Raw genomic sequence first — 15,394 nt, 5'->3', positions numbered from 1 at the left:
CCGGCCACCGCCGAGGAACAGGCGACCCTGGCGCGCTGGTCCGGGTGGGGTGCAGTCCCCCGGGTGTTCGACCCGCAACGCGAGGAGTTCGCGCAGGCGCGCCGCGAGCTGCGCGGTCTGCTGAGCGAGACCGAGTTCAGCGCTGCGCGCCGAAGCACCCTGAACGCGCACTACACCGACGTCGCCATCGCCGAGGCGATGTGGCAGGCCGTGCGGCGCCTCGGCTTCGAGGGCGGGACGGTGCTCGAGCCCGGCTGTGGCGCCGGGACGTTCCTCGCCCTCGCTCCGGAGCACGCCCGGATGGTCGGAGTCGAGGTGGAGCCCGTCACCGCGGCGATCGCGCAGGCCCTCCACCCCCACGCTGCAGTGCGCAGCGAGTCCTTCGTGCAGACCCGTGCCCCCGAGGGCACGTTCGACCTGGTCATCGGGAACGTACCTTTCGCGAAGGTCGCCCCGGCGGATCCCGTGCACAACGGCGGCGGACACAGCATTCACAACTATTTCCTGCTCAAGTCCGTCCGACTGACCCGTCCGGGCGGCCTGGTGGTCGCACTGACCAGCCGCTACACACTCGACTCGGAGAACCCCAGCGCCCGGCGCGAACTCAGCGAACACGCCGACCTCGTTGGCGCCGTCCGGCTACCGAGCAAGGCGCACCAGCGCGCCGCGGGAACCGCGGTGGTCACCGACCTTCTCGTCCTGCGGCGCCGCGAACCCGAGGCGGCGCCGGCCGACCTCGACTGGCTCGGCACCAGCCCGATGAGGATCGGGGACGACGAACGCGAGATCCCGGTCAACCGCTACTTCCAGCAGCACCCCGAGATGGTCCTCGGGACCCCACTGCTCGGGCACGGCGCCTACCGGCAGGACGAACTGCAGGTCGTCGGCGACCTGGGCGACTCCACCGTCCTGTCCGGGGCACTCGAGCAGCTCGTCCAGCACGCCACCGCGGCAGGGCTCGACTACACGAGCCCCACCGACTCCGACACCCTCGACCCGGTCGTCACCCTCGCCACGGGCGCCGAGGAACAGCAGGAAGGGCTCCTCCAGACCGCACCGGACGGGACCTTCACCCGGATCCAGAGCGGCGCGATCGTGGGGTACGCCGTTCCCCGCACGCAGCAGACCGAGCTTCGCGCCCTCATCGGGCTGAGGGACACCACCCGGGCGCTGCTCGACGCCGAAGCGGCCACCGCCGACGACACCGCCGAGATCGCAGAGCTGCGCGAGGAACTCGGCCAGCGCTACGACGCCTACGTCGAGACGTTCGGCCCCATCCGCCGGTTCACGTGGCGCCGCACCGGGCGACAGAACGCCGAGACCGGCGAGGACATCCTCGCCAAGCAGTACCCGCCCCAGGGCGGCTTCAGGACCGACCCCTACTCCCCCGTGGTCCGCGCGCTGGAGGACTACGACGAGTCGACCGGGCAAGCGAGCCGCGCGGCGATCTTCACCGAGCGCGTCGTCGCGCCGCGGCGGCCGCGGACCAGCGCAGAGACCCCTGCCGAGGCCCTGGCCATCTGCCTGGACACCTACGGCGTGGTGAACACCGACCACATCGCGGCGCTGCTGCAGACCGATCCCGCAGACGTCCGAGACCAGCTAGGCGACCTGGTCTTCGAGGAGCCGCCCCGGGCAGACCAGTCCGGGACCGTCGCCGAACCCGGGCGGCTGGTCGTCGCCGCGGAGTACCTGTCCGGCAACGTCCGGTCGAATCTCGCCGCAGCCGAGGCCGCGGCCGACGCCGACCCCCGCTTCCAGCGCAACGTCGACGCCCTCCGCCCGATCATCCCCAGCGACCTCGGCCCGGCCGAGATCCACGCCCGGCTCGGCGCCCCCTGGATCTCCGCCGACCACGTCCAACAGTTCCTGCGCGAGACCCTCGAGGACCCACGCCTGCGGGTCGAGCACGCCGGCGGGAACATCTGGAAGGTCCAGGGCGCCGGCACCAGCGTCGCGGCGACCTCGACCTGGGGCACGACCCGCCGCGCAGCACCCGACCTCGCCGAAGCAGCCCTGGAACAGCGCTCCGTGCGCGTCTACGACGAGGACGAGGACGGCCGGCGCTGGCTCAACACCACCGAGACCCTGGCCGCCCAGGAGAAGATGGCCGCCCTCGACGCCCGGTTCGGGGAGTGGGTGTGGGAGGACCCGCAGCGCGCCGAGCACCTGGCCCGCGTCTACAACGAGCGCTTCAACGCCATCGTGCTGCGCTCCTACGACGGCAGCGAGCTCACCCTGCCCGGCATCGCCGAGACCTTCCCCCCGCTACGCCCGCACCAGCGGGCCGCGATCGCCCGAATGATCTCCGAGCCCGCCGTCGGGCTGTTCCACGAGGTCGGCGCCGGCAAGACGGTCGAGATGATCGCCGGAGCAATGGAGCTCAAGCGACTCGGCATGGTCCGCAAGCCCGCCATCGTCGTGCCGAACCACATGCTCGACCAGTTCGCGGCCGAGTTCCTGGCGCTCTATCCCCGGGCCAACATCCTGCCCGCCGGCAGGGACGACCTCTCCGCCCAGCGCCGCCGCGACTTCGTCGCCCGTGCCGCCACCGGAGACTGGGACGCGATCATCCTCACCCGTTCCGCGTTCACCAAGCTCCCCATGAGCGTGGAGACCCAGACCCGCTACGAGGAGCGCGAATCGGCCCGAGTCCGTGCCTGGCTGGAGGACCTGAAGGCCAGTGGCGAGCGGTCGCTGAACGTCAAGCGGATGGAAGGCATCCTCGCCCGCGCCGAGGAGCGGCTGAAGGAGAAGCTCGACAAGATCAAGGACCCCGGCCTGACATTCGAGCAGACCGGCATCGACTGGCTGGCCATCGACGAGGCCCACGACTTCAAGAACCTGCGGACCCTGTCGAACATCCCCGACGCCGCGGTGCCCGGCGCCGACCGGGCGACCGACCTGCACATGAAGCTGGAGTACCTGCGCGAGCGCCACGGGGGCCGGGTCGGGGTGCTCGCCACCGCGACACCGATCGCGAACAGCGTCAGCGAAGCCCACGTCATGCAGCGCTACCTGCGTCCCGACCTCCTCGAGGAGGCCGGCGTCGAGGACTTCGACTCCTGGGCCGCCACGTTCGGCGAGGTCGTGACCGGGATCGAGCTCGCCCCCGACGGCGGCAAGCCCCGGATGAAGTCCCGCTTCGCCAAGTTCAAGAACGTCCCCGAGCTCCTCCGCATGTGGCACGTCTCGGCCGACGTCAAGACCGCCGAGGACCTCGACCTCCCCGTGCCGGCGCTCAAGGCCGACGACGACGGCCGCCGCGCGGCCGAAGCAGTGGTCGTCCCGGGATCCGCGGCGCTCGAGAACGTGGTCGCGGACCTCGTCCGCCGCGCCGAGCAGCTCCGCGGCGGCGGCGCCAGCAAGGGCAAGGAGAACATGCTGACGATCACCGGGGAAGGACGGGCCGCAGCGCTGGACCTCCGGCTCGTCGGCGCGGACACCGACGAGACCGTCAAGCTCGACGTCGCCGCCGACCGCATCGCCGGGATCTGGCGCGACCACCGCGACACCACCTACCTCAACCCCGACACCCAACAGGCCCACCCGACCCCCGGTGCGCTCCAGCTGGTGTTCTGCGACCTGGGGGTCCCCAACGACGAGGGCCGGTTCAGCGTCTACGACGACCTGCGCACCAAGCTCCACGAGCGCGGACTGCCCGAGGGCAGCGTGCGCTTCATGCACGAGGCCAACAACGACGCGGCCAAGGCAGCGATGTTCCGCGCCGCCCGCTCCGGGCAGATCGCCGTGCTCATCGGGTCCACCCAGCGGATGGGCGTCGGGACCAACGTCCAGACCCGCGCCCGCGCGCTGCACCACCTCGACTGCCCCTGGCGGCCCGCCGACATCGCCCAGCGCGAGGGCCGCATCATCCGCCAGCGCAACCAGAACCCCGAGGTCGAGATCCTCCGCTACGTCACCGAGGGCAGCTTCGACGCCTACTCCTGGCAGACCGTCACCAGGAAGGCGATGTTCATCGCGCAGATGATGCGCGGCCGGCTCGACGTCCGCGAGATCGAGGACATCGGGGACGCCGCCCTGTCCTACGACGAGGTCAAGGCGCTCGCCACCGGCGACCCCCGCGTGATGGAGAAGGCCAAGGCCGACTCCGACGTCAACCGACTCGAACGCCTCGAACGGGCCCACTACCGCAACAACGACCACCTCCAACGCACCGTCCGTTCGGCCGAGCGCGCCGGAGAGGAGATCACCGACGAGCTCCGCCAGGTCGACGCCGCCGTCGCGCGCCGCACCACCACCCGCGGCGAGGCCTTCCGCGCCGAGGTCTGGGGCCACCCGTACACCTCACGCAGTGACGCCGGCCGCGCGCTGCAGGACCTGCTCCGTCCCGCGCTGACCCGGGCCAACCGCTACAGCGCCCCCACCGACGCCCGGCCCGTCGTCGAGATCGGGGGGCACACCGTCACCGCCGCGGTCCGCCCCGCCGGGGACGACATCGTCGCCGAGCTGACCCTCGTCGACGTGCCCCGCGGGACCTTCACCATCGAACGGTCCCAGTTCCTCGACGGAGACCCCACCGGACTGATGCAGCGGCTGGAGAACAAGCTCGGCGGGCTCGACAAGCTCGCCGAGACCCTCCACGAGCAGCGGCGCCTGGCCGCCCGCGAGGCGGAGCAGGCCCGTGCCGGGCTCGACCAACCCTTTCCTCACGCCGATCAGCTCGCCGGCGCCCGGGCGACTGCGCAGATGATCGCCACCCAGATGCTCGAAGAAGCCAGCCAGCAGCCCTCAGGCCAGGAGAGCGCGCCTGCGCAGCAGGCCGCCGCTGGTCGGAACGACGACGACCGCTCCGCGGCTCCCCGTACCGCGACGACCGAGGAGCTGGAAGCGGCCCGCCAGGACTGGAGGCACCGCAGTTCGGCACCGTCCCCAGAAGCAGCCACCAGTACCTCGCCCCCAGAGCAGCAGCAAGCCGCAGGTCAGAGCCGGACCGCCCGTGGGCTACGTCAGTGATCGGTGCGCCCGAGCGGCCCGGCCGGCGCCCACCGCTCACGCACCGGAGCACCTCCGCCCATCCCCCGGCGCAGCCCAGAGCTCACCGACAAGGCGCTGCAGCCGGGTGACCTGTGCGCGGTGCTCGCTCCTGTCCTGCTCACCGGTACTCGCTCGGCCGATGAGGGTCTGGTGCACGTGGATCTGGCGCTCCACCACGGCACGCCGCTCGGCCGAAGCCGCGCCGAACTCCTCGGCCCGGCGCCCCTCCAACTCCCGCAGGTGAACGAGCTCCAACAGGGGGTGCTGACGTTCCATGACGCTGGATACCGGTGTGGGACCGAGATCGGGGTCCGCGGGGTCGCGGTGACCCACCATCCAGGCATCCAGGTCGCGCAGCTGCTCTGCCGTGGACGCCTCCTGCGCGGCGGCGTCGGGTGAGCATCCCGGCTGCTCCTGGGGCCAGACGTTGGTGATGGGCTCCCAGCGCTGCCGGACGTCCTCCTCCTCGACATCGAGCACCTCGGCGATCGCACTCCACGCACAGCCGTCCTCACGCTCCACCAGCACCGCGGCGGTGAGCACACGCCCGGCGAGCTCGACGAGCGCGGCCGCATCGGCGACCAGGGTCCCGTCGTAGGCCTGATCCGGGCGGCGCCCGGCCGGAACCAGGTGACGAGCCCAGTCCGACAGCTCCCGCGCGGTCTCGGCCAGCTGCAGATGCGCCAGCGAACGAGAGGTGAGAGGGGCGCCGGGTGCCGGCGCGGCCCAGAGGTTCTCGGTCATGCGCCCAGCCTGTGCCACGCAGAGACGACCCTCAACGCACTAGGCCGTTCGTGTGGGGACAGGTCGGCTGCGGTGGTCGGTGGCGAGTCCCGCCGGCGAGCCGGGTGGGGGTCTCTCCTCGCGTCGGCATCAGGACGGTGCCCGAGAACCTGCTCCGCCGCCAGGCCCTCCGCTGCGCTCCGGCCGCTCCGCGGTCGCCTGCGGCGAGCCTGGCAGCTCCACAGAACCCCGGGCAGAGCGCCGTCCTGCCGACGCGAGGAGAGACCCCCACCCTCCACAGGCCAGGTCTGGTCCTCACCCAAGTCCGATCGACCCTTCGGGCCGCCCCCTCCCGGGGGGCCAGGGCGCTGCCCTGGACCCGGCCTCACTCGGAGAGTCCCCGAAGCAAAACCGCAGGTCAGAGGCTTTTTGATCTTGACGCAGCAGGCTGAACGCTGTAAATTAGTAAGTGTTGCGAGGGAGTGACAGCCCACGCAACACCACCCCGGAACCGAAGGAGCGCCCGTGAGCAAGAAGGTTCGACAGGCAGAGAAGTTCAGTTACGTACTGGCCAGCGAGAACCAGAGCATCCCGCCGGACAGCGAGGCCATCATTCGCGAGGAGCGGCGGGTGGCCCGCATCGCCGTACTGCGCGACATCGTCGCCTGGCTCGATCAGCTCGGCTACGGGGAGATCGAGGACGTCGACCGAGACATCGACTGGGGCATCCCGGTCGCCGACATCGCCCGCGACCCCGACCTTGCACGCGTCGCAGGCGACATCCTGCGGCTCGCCACCGAGGTACTGGCCGGGCGGCGCCCCGCCACTCAGCTCGCCCCACTCGCGGACTCGCTGGTCCTGAGGTACCTGCAGGGACGGGGATTCGCACTGCGCGGCGGCGCCCGCCGGGGCATCGGCCGCGTCCTGAGTAGCCACGTGAGCCAGCCCGTCGAAGGCGTCGGAGAACTCACCGCGCTCGTCCTCATCGGGCACGACCGCCGCCCGCGGGCCCTCACCGCCCGAATCCAGCTCGACGGAGCGGTGCACGCCCCCGAGATCATCGGCGGATGGCGGCTGGTCCACCTCGCCGTGCTCTGACCCCAGGCCCACGACGCTCCCCGGCAGCCACAGCCGGGGAGCGTCCCTGTCGAGAAGGAGAAGCCGGATGAAGGAGGCGGGGGTAGACGTCACCGCGACCGCGAGCGCTCCCCCGACGCGGGCCACCGTCGAGGGCCGCGTCCTGCTGTCCCGCCATGGCATCTGCACGACCTTCGGTGTCGGGCGCGCGACCGCAGAGCGCTGGTGGCGCCACCGGGCGACGAACGGCCACCCGGCCGTGGCCTGGCAGCAGGGCCGCCGACAGTGGTGGGGCGAACAGGCGATGCGGACCTTCGTCAACGACCTCGCCGCATCTCCCCCGGATCGGCTCGACGACGACGAGGAGACCGTGCTGACCCGTGCGGCCCTCGCGCGGCGGTTCCACGTCTCCGTCCAGCACCTCGCCAACCTCTACAGCGCCCGCGACGACACCGGCCACCCCCGTCCGGCCCGCCGAATCGGACGCCACCTCTACTGGTCCCTCGGCGAGATGGACAGCTGGTGGCAGCACCGCGAGGCCACCAAGCGCGACAGCCTCACGTCGGTCGACCACAGCGGGAACGGCGACGACCTCCTGACCCTCGACCAGGCCGCCGCTGTGCTCGGCTACACCGACGCGTCGGTCATCCGCGGCTACCTCGCCCGAAGCCCGGGCTACTTCCCCCGCCCCGACTGGACCGACCCCCACGGCCGACGGCACTACCTCCGCCGCACCGTCTGGGCATTCGCCGACAGTCGCACCAGGCCCGGCCGGGCCGGCCGCCCTCGCCCGGGAGCCCCTGGGTAAACAGGCGCCGACCAGCAGAAACGGTCGCGCGAATAGCCCGCGACCACCCCTACATATGGTATAGTGATTCGTATCGGGAGGCGATGACAGCGCCGACCGACACCCGCAGACCGATCGAAGGAGTCCCACGATGGACTGGCGATTCGATGCGGCATGCCGCCGCGAGAACCCCGAGCTCTTCTTCCCCGTCGGAAGCGACGGACCGGCCGAGCGACAGACAGCCGCCGCCAAGGCCGTGTGTCACCGCTGCCCGGTCCGAGAGCACTGTCTGACCCACGCCCTCGCCGAGGGGGAGGGCGCCGGCGTGTGGGGCGGCACGGACGAGACCGAGCGGCGCGCCCTGCGACACGCCGGCCGACGAATGGCCACCACCGCATGAACCGGGACGGAGAGCGTCACGTGCCCGCTCCGGTCGTCGCTACTGAGGCAGTGCGGCCCAGTCCGGCGCTCGTCGACGATCAGATCCGGGCCGACCTGCTCGACCCGTGTCCGAGCTGTGGTGAGGCAGGTCCGCACGAGCCCGGTGACGCACCTGGTGCGGTGCACTGCCGTCGAGGGAGCTGTGGCGCCTGGTGGGGCGAGCAGGACGCCGTGTTCGTCGCCTGCGCGGTCAATGGCGACCTGGGCGAGGACACGAAGTTCGCCGCGCTGAGCGCGATCCGCGATGCCGAGGACCGCGGGGTCGACCACGACGCAGCCACCGTCGCCGCAATCCTGCGCAGCGTCCTCACAGATACGTGATCACAGCGGTGGGGCGCGGTCCAGGCGCCCCACCGCCGCCGCCCCTCACTCATGCGCACCCGGTCATCGAGGAGCAGACCATGAACGTGTCCGTTGACGATCTCGCCGCCCTACTCGTCGAGATCGACACCGACCACTGGCGACGCCAGGCGCGCCGGGGGCAGGCCCGGCACCTCGCGGCGGTCCTGCACTGCCCGGAGCCGGGCGGAGAGCCGCCGCTCGCGCGCGTCGTCGAGATGCTCGTCCGCGACGCGGAATGCCACGACCTCGAAGAAGACGCCCAGCGCGCACTGCAGGCGACGCTGAGCGTCCACGGCATACCCGGTGGGGTCGCCCCCACCTCCTGGGAGCGCGCGCTCTGTGAGCTGATCGTCGCCATTCCCCCGGTGCATCGGCCGATGCTGGCCAGGGCCTTCCCAGATTGGGTCGCCTGGGCCGAGGTCATCGACGCACCCGACCTGCGGGCCCGCGTGCTCAGCGCCGTCGATCGCGCCTGACTGCCCACCTCTGTCTGGATAATCCCAGGTCAAAGCGCATTTCTGCATCGAATAGTGGTATAGTGAACAGCGGCGGGAGCGATGACAGCGCTCCCGCACCACAGAACCGGAGAGCGTCATGAGCGATCAGCACACCACCGGCGATCCCACGGAACGACGCACCTCGCCAGCCACTCGACACCAGATGCTGGAGGTCGCCCTGGGAGCCGCGCGGGCCGGCTACCACGTCTTCCCGCTGCAGGTCGACGGGAAGAAGCCGATCTTCCACGCCAAGCGCACCTGCAAGCGCAGCGGTCCCTGCAGCGGCCCGGAGGGGCACCTGGGCTGGGAACAGCGCGCCACCATCGACCCCGACCAGATCCGGCGCTGGTGGAGCACCAAGCCCTACAACGTCGGTATCGCCTGCGGCCCGTCGAAGCTCCTGGTGATCGACCTCGACGAGGGCCACGGGGCGACCGCACCCGAGGAGTTCGAGGGGGCCCGCAACGGCCGCGACGTCCTGCAGATGCTCGCGCGTCGCGCCGGTGAGCCCCTGCCCGACCAGACCCTGACGGTGTCCACCCCCAGCGGAGGTGGGCACCTGTACTTCCGCAACGACAGCGCGCTGCGCAACAGCTCTCAGACCGGACTCGGCTGGAAGATCGACACGAGAGGTGAGGGCGGGTACATCGTCGCTCCCGGCTCGGTCCGCCCCGAGGGGCGCTACCAGTTCGAGCGCTCCGGCCCGCCTGCCGAGCTGCCCGCATGGATCGGCGACATGCTCGCCCCGCCGCCCGAGCCGGAGATCGCCCATGTCCCGCGGCCGCGACTCGAGCTCAGCGGCAACCGCCAGGAGCGCTACGTCCGCAGCATCCTCGAAGGCGAGGCCCAGCGGATCGAGGAGGCGCAGCCGGGTGGCCGCCACCACGCAGTGCTGACCGCCGCACTCAAGCTGGGCAACTACGTCGGCGGCAACGTCATCTCCGCCGAGGAGGCACACGCGACCCTTCGCTCCGCCGTCCAGATGCACATCGGGGTCGACGACTTCAGCGAGTCCGAGGCGGAGCAGACCATCAGCGACGGACTCACCTACGGAGCCAGGCGCCCGCGCTACGCGAACAGGGATCGAGCAGGGCGTACCGCGGCCGCCGACCAGGAGGGCGACCAACTCGCCCACCGCGCCGCGACCGCGGTGAACCGCGCCGGGCGAGGGCTGGCCGGGGACCTCGAACGACTGCGCACCGCGCGGACGGACCGCCATGAGCCGGCGTCCGGGCACCGTCCGGACGAGCCTCCCGGACGCGAGCGACACCACGAGCAGCGGCAGCGCCACGGAATCGCGCACTAGCCGGGACGATCCACGCAGAAGCGAGATGGATGGTCGGCGACCGGGGACCGACCCTTGCGGGTCCCCGCCGGAGCGGGGTTGACAGCGACCCCCGGTCGCCTGTGCTCCCGTCCACCCGGGAACCGAAGGACCCATCAAACGGGAGCAGTGATGCGCAGAGTAGTCGAACCCGTCCCCCGTGGACGTCGACGGGCGCCCGCCACGACCCGCCGCCGGACGCAGCGGGCAGCCCTACCTACGCTCACCCCGGTGAGGAGCGACGAGCACGGCACTCCGGACGCGCCGCGACACCTGACCTCCCGCTCCGAGCTGGCCGCGCGCACCGGCGAGCGCGAGCACACCCTCTACAAGTGGTGGCGCGACCGTCAGCGCAACGGTCATCCCGAGGGGCTCGAGATCGACGGCCAGTGGCACGTCGACGAGATCGAATGGCGCCGGTGGCGCGCTGCCTACGGGGCCGACCGCCGGGAGGTCGATGGGCGAACCCTGGCGACCGTCACCGAGCTCGCTCGCCTGAGCGGAGAGCCCGAGGCGACCCTGAACCGCTGGTATGCCGGGCGCCAGGTGAACGGCCACCCGCCCGGGATCCGGCGCGACGGCCGCCGCTACGTCGACCTCGAGCGGTGGCAGGCCTGGTATCGAGAGCACAAGAAGCAGCTCAAGGGCGGGCTGACTCCCGTCGATCGAACCGGCGACCCCGATGAGCTGCTCAGCAGCGCACAGGTCGCTCACGTGCTCGGCCTGGCCGGCTCGGCGACCGTGAACAGCTACGTCGGCCGCGGCCAGTTCATCGAGCCGGACCAGGTCGAGGAGACGCCCGCCGGCCGAAAGCGACGATTCTGGCGGCGCCGACGGATCTGGGAATACGCAGAGAACCGTTCCTGGTCGCGGAAAGGGAAGGGCTCAGAAGAAGCCCGATGAAAAGCGGCGGAGCCGCTCGGGAGTAGGCACGTAGAGACGCACGCGAAGGCGCCACCACCAGCGGATATCGGCTAGATATGGTATAGTGATAACTACGGGGAGAGATTGACAGCTCGAACCGTTCACCCATAACCGAACGGAGCGCCTCATGCCGCGAACGCTGCACCGGACACCAGTTCCAAGTGCCTACGACGACTGCGAGTTCAGCCTGACCGACCTCTTCTGCGGCGGAGGCGGATCCTCCTTCGGCGCGGAACAGGTCCCCGGGGTCCGAAGCGTCATGGCGGTCAACCACTGGGACCTCGCCGTCGAGACCCACAACCAGAACATGCCCGACGCAGGGCACGACGTCATCGACATCGCGAAGGCCGACCCGAGCCGGTTCCCCGGCACCGACCTGCTGTGGGCGTCACCCAGCTGCACCTTCTTCAGCCCGGCCCGCGGCGAGAAGCAGACCTTCGCCCAGCCCGAGACCGAGCCCAGCCTGTTCGACCTGCTCGTCGACGACGACGCCACCGACGAACCGCCCCTGCCGCTCGACGCCGGCGAACGCTCCCGCGCTCTGATGCACGACGTGCCCCGCTTCGCCGAGCACCACCGCTACCGAGCTGTGATCGTCGAGAACGTCCCCGCACTGCTGAAATGGGTCCACTTCCCGAAGTGGATCGCCCGCATGCGGAACCTCGACTACGACTACCAGGTCCTGACCCTCAACTCGGCCTTCGCACACCAGCTCGGTGCCCCGGCCCCCCAGCTACGGGACCGCGTCTACGTGGTGTTCTGGCAGCGGCGCTACAACCGACCGGACTTCGACCGCTGGACCCGGCCGCAGGCCTGGTGCCCGACCTGCGGCGAGGTCGTCACCGCCCTGCGGGCACCCAAGAACCACGACCGGCCTCACGGCTCCTACGGCGCCCAGTACGTGTTCCGGTGCCCGCACGTGAGCTGCCGCAACGACGTCGTCCAGCCCTACGTGCTCCCGGCCGCGGCCATCATCGACTGGACCTCGCCGGGACAGCGGATCGGTGATCGCAAGCGGCCCCTCGCGCCGAAGACGATGGCCCGCATCGCCGCAGGGCTGCGCCGCTACTACGGCCCGATCGCGCTGGAGGCCGCGGGCAACACCTTCGAGCGCCGACCCGGAGTGCGGGCCTGGCCGGTCGAGGAGCCCCTGCGCACGTTGACCACCACCGAGCACCGCGCCATCGCCGCCCCGCCGATGGCCCTCGACAGCCTGGGCGCGCCCCGTCCCACCGCGCCGCCGTCAGCGCTCCTGGTCCCGGCAGAGGGCCGCGACGGCAAGGTGGCACTGCCCGCCGACCGCCCGCTCAGGGTCCAGACGGCCCGCAACGAGACCGGACTGCTCGTCCCTGCCGGAGGCACCTGGAACGACGTCGCCCAGCCGACCGAACGCCCGCTGCGTGCCCGCACCACCCGCGACACCGAGGGTGTCGTGGTCGTGCCGCTGCGGGGCACGAACCGCACGAAGCGCGTCACCGAGCCCCTCGACACCTTCGCCGCCAGCGGAACCCACCACGGACTGCTGATGCGGAACAACAGCGGCGGAGCCGAGATGAGCACCCCGACCAGCGAGCCTGCGCGCACCATCACCAGCGCCGGCCACCAGTCCCTGGTCTGGAGCCCGGGAATGCTCTACGCGTACGACACCGGCCGCATCCGGGCAACCGCGACCAGCCCGCTCGCCACCCAGACGACGGTCGAGGGCGATGCGCTCATGGCCGGCGCGGCCGGGCTCGACGTCGAGGACTGCCTGTTCCGGATGCTGAGCCCGGGGGAGATCAAGGAGGGCATGGCGTTCGCCCCCCACTACGTCCTGCTCGGAACGAAGCGGCACCAGGTGCGGATGGCAGGCAACGCAGTGACCCCGCCCGTCGCCCGCGACCTGGTGGCCGCCGTCGTCGAGGCGATCCGCGGCACACCGGTCGAGTCCCCCGTGCCCACCGCCGCCTGATCCGCGGCGCCTGGCGGCGTCCGACCGCCACCAGGCCCCCGCAGCCCGGTGGCTCCTGACGGCACGATTGCCAGGAGCCACCGGGCTCCGGTCTGGGGCGCCGCCACGGCCGATGCATCCTTCGATGCCAGACCGTGGAGAGTGCAGAGCAGAGAGGCCGACCAGGGAGAGGGGGAGTCCGCCGTGCCGCTCACCACAGCACTCCGCGCCGGGGCCCTCGCCGCCTGGTGCCAGCAACGACTCACGGGCCTCGACCAGGTCGCCCGAGACGTGGCACGGACAGCCGCGAGGGCGCCGCAGCCGACCCACTCGGGACCGACGCCAGGTGCGGACAGCCAGCTCGTCGGCGGCATCGTCGACGCCCGGCTGGCGGCCCTCGTCCAGCCCGCGCCGCCCTACGCAGCGCTGCAGGGACTGCTCGCCGGCCAACTCCTCTCCCCCGACGCCGCAGCCGGCATCGCCCTGTCCTTTCCGAGCCACCGCGGCCTGCCCGACGAGGTCGCCACGATGGCTCACACGCTCCGTCCGTCGCCGCGCGAGTGGCTCCAGGTCCCCGCACCGGGCGCGACCAGCACCGATCCCCCCTGGGGCGACAGCGTCTTCCCTGACCTCGCCGCCCGAGGCCACCTGTTCCACCGCGAGCACGCGCCCTGCGGCCACGTAGCGACCGCCGGAGCCGAACGCGCCCTGGCGCGGACCTACGGCGTGTGGGCCCTGGCCGAAGCGGCGTACAGGAGCGGGCGCAGCCCCCGCGCTCTGAGCGCTGTCGCGCAACACGCACCCATCACGACCGACGTCCTTCGCGCGGCCGTCCCGGACGGCAGCGTCCACGAGGCGGCAGCCCTCGTCCGCGCGCTCGCGACCAGCGAGAACCTCCCGACGCTCAGGGCGTGGGGAGCGGAGCGACTGCCACAGGGCCCAGGCATCGGGTACGCCTCGCCGGCCCTCATCCCCCACTTCGCCGACGCCGACCTCCTGGTCGGATCGACATTGCTCGACGTCAAGGTGAGCGCCCGCGCAGACCAGCCACGACGTGTACGAGCCTGGCTCCAGCAAGTGCTCGGCTACGCCTGGCTCGACATCTCCGACCGATGGGGCATCCGGCATGTCGGACTCGTCCTGGCCCGGCAGGGCCTGCTCGTCCGCTGGGACCTGAAGAGCCTCACCGCGGCCGCGTTCGGCGCCGCCGATCCGCTGGCCGGAGTCGAGCAGTTCCGCCGCCTGTGCCACACCGCGGCCCGCGCTGAGCGGAAGCCGCCCTTCCCCGACGACGACCTCACCTCGTAGCTGCTCCGGGCCACCGGGAGCATGCTCTCGATCGCCCCGACCAGCGCAGATGGGGCTGCTCCCGGGTGCCCCTGAGTGCGGCACGAGGGTCAGTCGTGAGTGTCCCCCGCATGCTGCGGAGCGGGCGCCGTGGAGAGACCGTCGCCCGGCTCAGCCGGGGCAGTCTGGACCGGGGAACCGGCGCCCTCGGCGGCTCCGTTGCCATCACCCCCGCCTGCCGCCGCGCCACCGGTCGGCGCGACGTGTTCGCCGTTGTCGCTGGTCGCGGCGCTGTCATCGCCGTTCTTCCTGCTGCGCAGGATCGTTCGGACCCGTTTCAGTGGGAGGCCGGCGATCTGGGCGAGGTCCTCAGCGCTTCGTCCCTCGGCATTCAGGCCCCAGAGGACGTCGCCGCGTTCTGCCTCGATCGCGGCGAGCTGCTGATCGGTGTGGGCGCGCAGCCGGGCCTCCTCCTCCTGGAGGCGCGCGAGTCCGGACGTCAGCTCCTCCTCGACCCGCTGCTGCTCGACGAGGGTCGCGGCGTAGCGCTCCAGCAGGGTGTTCTCGCGACGACGGCGATCCTCCAGGCGGGCGTCGACTGCGTCCCGGGCTTCGGTCAGCTGGGCCAGGGCGTGGCGCGCAGCTCGGCCCTCCGGGCGTCGCCGGGTTCGGGCTCCCATACCGATCTCCTCTCGTTGATGAGACAGGCCAGGAGGCTATCTCCATTCAGTGAGACAGGCGACGATGACGAGCCGACGCGAGGTCGGCGAACAGGGGTCGGCGCCTGATCGCAGGCGATGGCCTGGCTCATCGTCGCCGCCGCCCTCCTGGCGGACGCGCGCGAGCTCAGGGCTCGCCCAGGATCCTCGGGCGACGTCCGCCACGGCGAGCGTCGCCGTCCGACTCGCTGCACAACCCACGACACCCTCAGTGCGCCGCAGCCGGCGTTTCAGTTCCCTGTCCTCCATCCTTGCTGCCCCTGCGTGCGTCGACCGCTCACTCGCCACCTCAGGCCCATCTGCGGCCATCGCAGACATGGCCGCCTCCTGTGGAACGACAGTAGA

General features: G+C 71.6%; 12 protein-coding genes. 10 read left to right on the top strand and 2 right to left on the bottom strand.

Going from position 1 to position 15,394, the window contains the following annotated elements:
* Positions 1–63 precede the first annotated feature (63 nt).
* Positions 64–4,977 carry an SNF2-related protein gene (locus ATL51_RS00905; RefSeq protein WP_100877294.1) on the top strand — a complete coding sequence of 1,638 codons (4,914 nt, stop codon included), beginning with the start codon at positions 64–66 and terminating at the stop codon, positions 4,975–4,977.
* A 36-nt stretch (positions 4,978–5,013) separates the two neighbouring features.
* Here ATL51_RS00905 and ATL51_RS00900 read toward each other — a convergent pair whose 3' ends face one another.
* Positions 5,014–5,742, bottom strand: coding sequence for a hypothetical protein (locus tag ATL51_RS00900; protein ID WP_100877293.1), 729 nt, complete (start codon positions 5,740–5,742; stop codon positions 5,014–5,016).
* Between the two features lie 504 nt (positions 5,743–6,246).
* Here ATL51_RS00900 and ATL51_RS00895 point away from each other — a divergent pair.
* The 9 genes from ATL51_RS00895 (at position 6,247) to ATL51_RS00860 (ending at position 14,351) form a co-directional block, all read left to right on the top strand.
* Positions 6,247–6,819, top strand: a complete 573-nt coding sequence (locus ATL51_RS00895; RefSeq protein ID WP_100877292.1) for an Rv3235 family protein — start codon at positions 6,247–6,249, stop codon at positions 6,817–6,819.
* A 67-nt stretch (positions 6,820–6,886) separates the two neighbouring features.
* A complete protein-coding gene (locus ATL51_RS00890) occupies positions 6,887–7,606 on the top strand; it encodes a hypothetical protein (protein ID WP_100877291.1) in 720 nt (239 codons plus the stop codon).
* Between the two features lie 130 nt (positions 7,607–7,736).
* Positions 7,737–7,985 (top strand): WhiB family transcriptional regulator, encoded by a 249-nt coding sequence (locus ATL51_RS00885; RefSeq protein WP_100877290.1) that lies wholly within the window; start codon positions 7,737–7,739, stop codon positions 7,983–7,985.
* Between the two features lie 212 nt (positions 7,986–8,197).
* A complete protein-coding gene (locus ATL51_RS27880; protein ID WP_157818161.1) occupies positions 8,198–8,347 on the top strand; it encodes a hypothetical protein in 150 nt (49 codons plus the stop codon).
* Positions 8,348–8,427: 80 nt separating this feature from the next.
* Positions 8,428–8,844 (top strand): hypothetical protein, encoded by a 417-nt coding sequence (locus ATL51_RS00880; protein ID WP_157818160.1) that lies wholly within the window; start codon positions 8,428–8,430, stop codon positions 8,842–8,844.
* 118 nt (positions 8,845–8,962) lie between these two features.
* Complete coding sequence (locus tag ATL51_RS00875) at positions 8,963–10,171, top strand: bifunctional DNA primase/polymerase (protein WP_100877288.1); 1,209 nt, start codon at positions 8,963–8,965, stop codon at positions 10,169–10,171.
* 249 nt (positions 10,172–10,420) lie between these two features.
* Positions 10,421–11,092, top strand: a complete 672-nt coding sequence (locus ATL51_RS00870) for a hypothetical protein (RefSeq protein ID WP_100877287.1) — start codon at positions 10,421–10,423, stop codon at positions 11,090–11,092.
* A gap of 148 nt (positions 11,093–11,240) precedes the next feature.
* Positions 11,241–13,064, top strand: a complete 1,824-nt coding sequence (locus ATL51_RS00865) for a DNA cytosine methyltransferase (RefSeq protein WP_100877286.1) — start codon at positions 11,241–11,243, stop codon at positions 13,062–13,064.
* 183 nt (positions 13,065–13,247) lie between these two features.
* Positions 13,248–14,351, top strand: a complete 1,104-nt coding sequence (locus tag ATL51_RS00860) for a hypothetical protein (protein WP_157818159.1) — start codon at positions 13,248–13,250, stop codon at positions 14,349–14,351.
* Between the two features lie 89 nt (positions 14,352–14,440).
* On the opposite strand, the gene ATL51_RS27875 is transcribed toward ATL51_RS00860, so the two are convergent.
* Positions 14,441–15,010, bottom strand: coding sequence for a hypothetical protein (locus ATL51_RS27875; RefSeq protein WP_157818158.1), 570 nt, complete (start codon positions 15,008–15,010; stop codon positions 14,441–14,443).
* Positions 15,011–15,394: the final 384 nt, after the last annotated feature.

It is taken from the genome of Pseudonocardia alni, from assembly GCF_002813375.1.
Classification (GTDB): domain Bacteria; phylum Actinomycetota; class Actinomycetes; order Mycobacteriales; family Pseudonocardiaceae; genus Pseudonocardia; species Pseudonocardia alni.
This window is presented reverse-complemented; position numbering and strand designations above follow the sequence as displayed.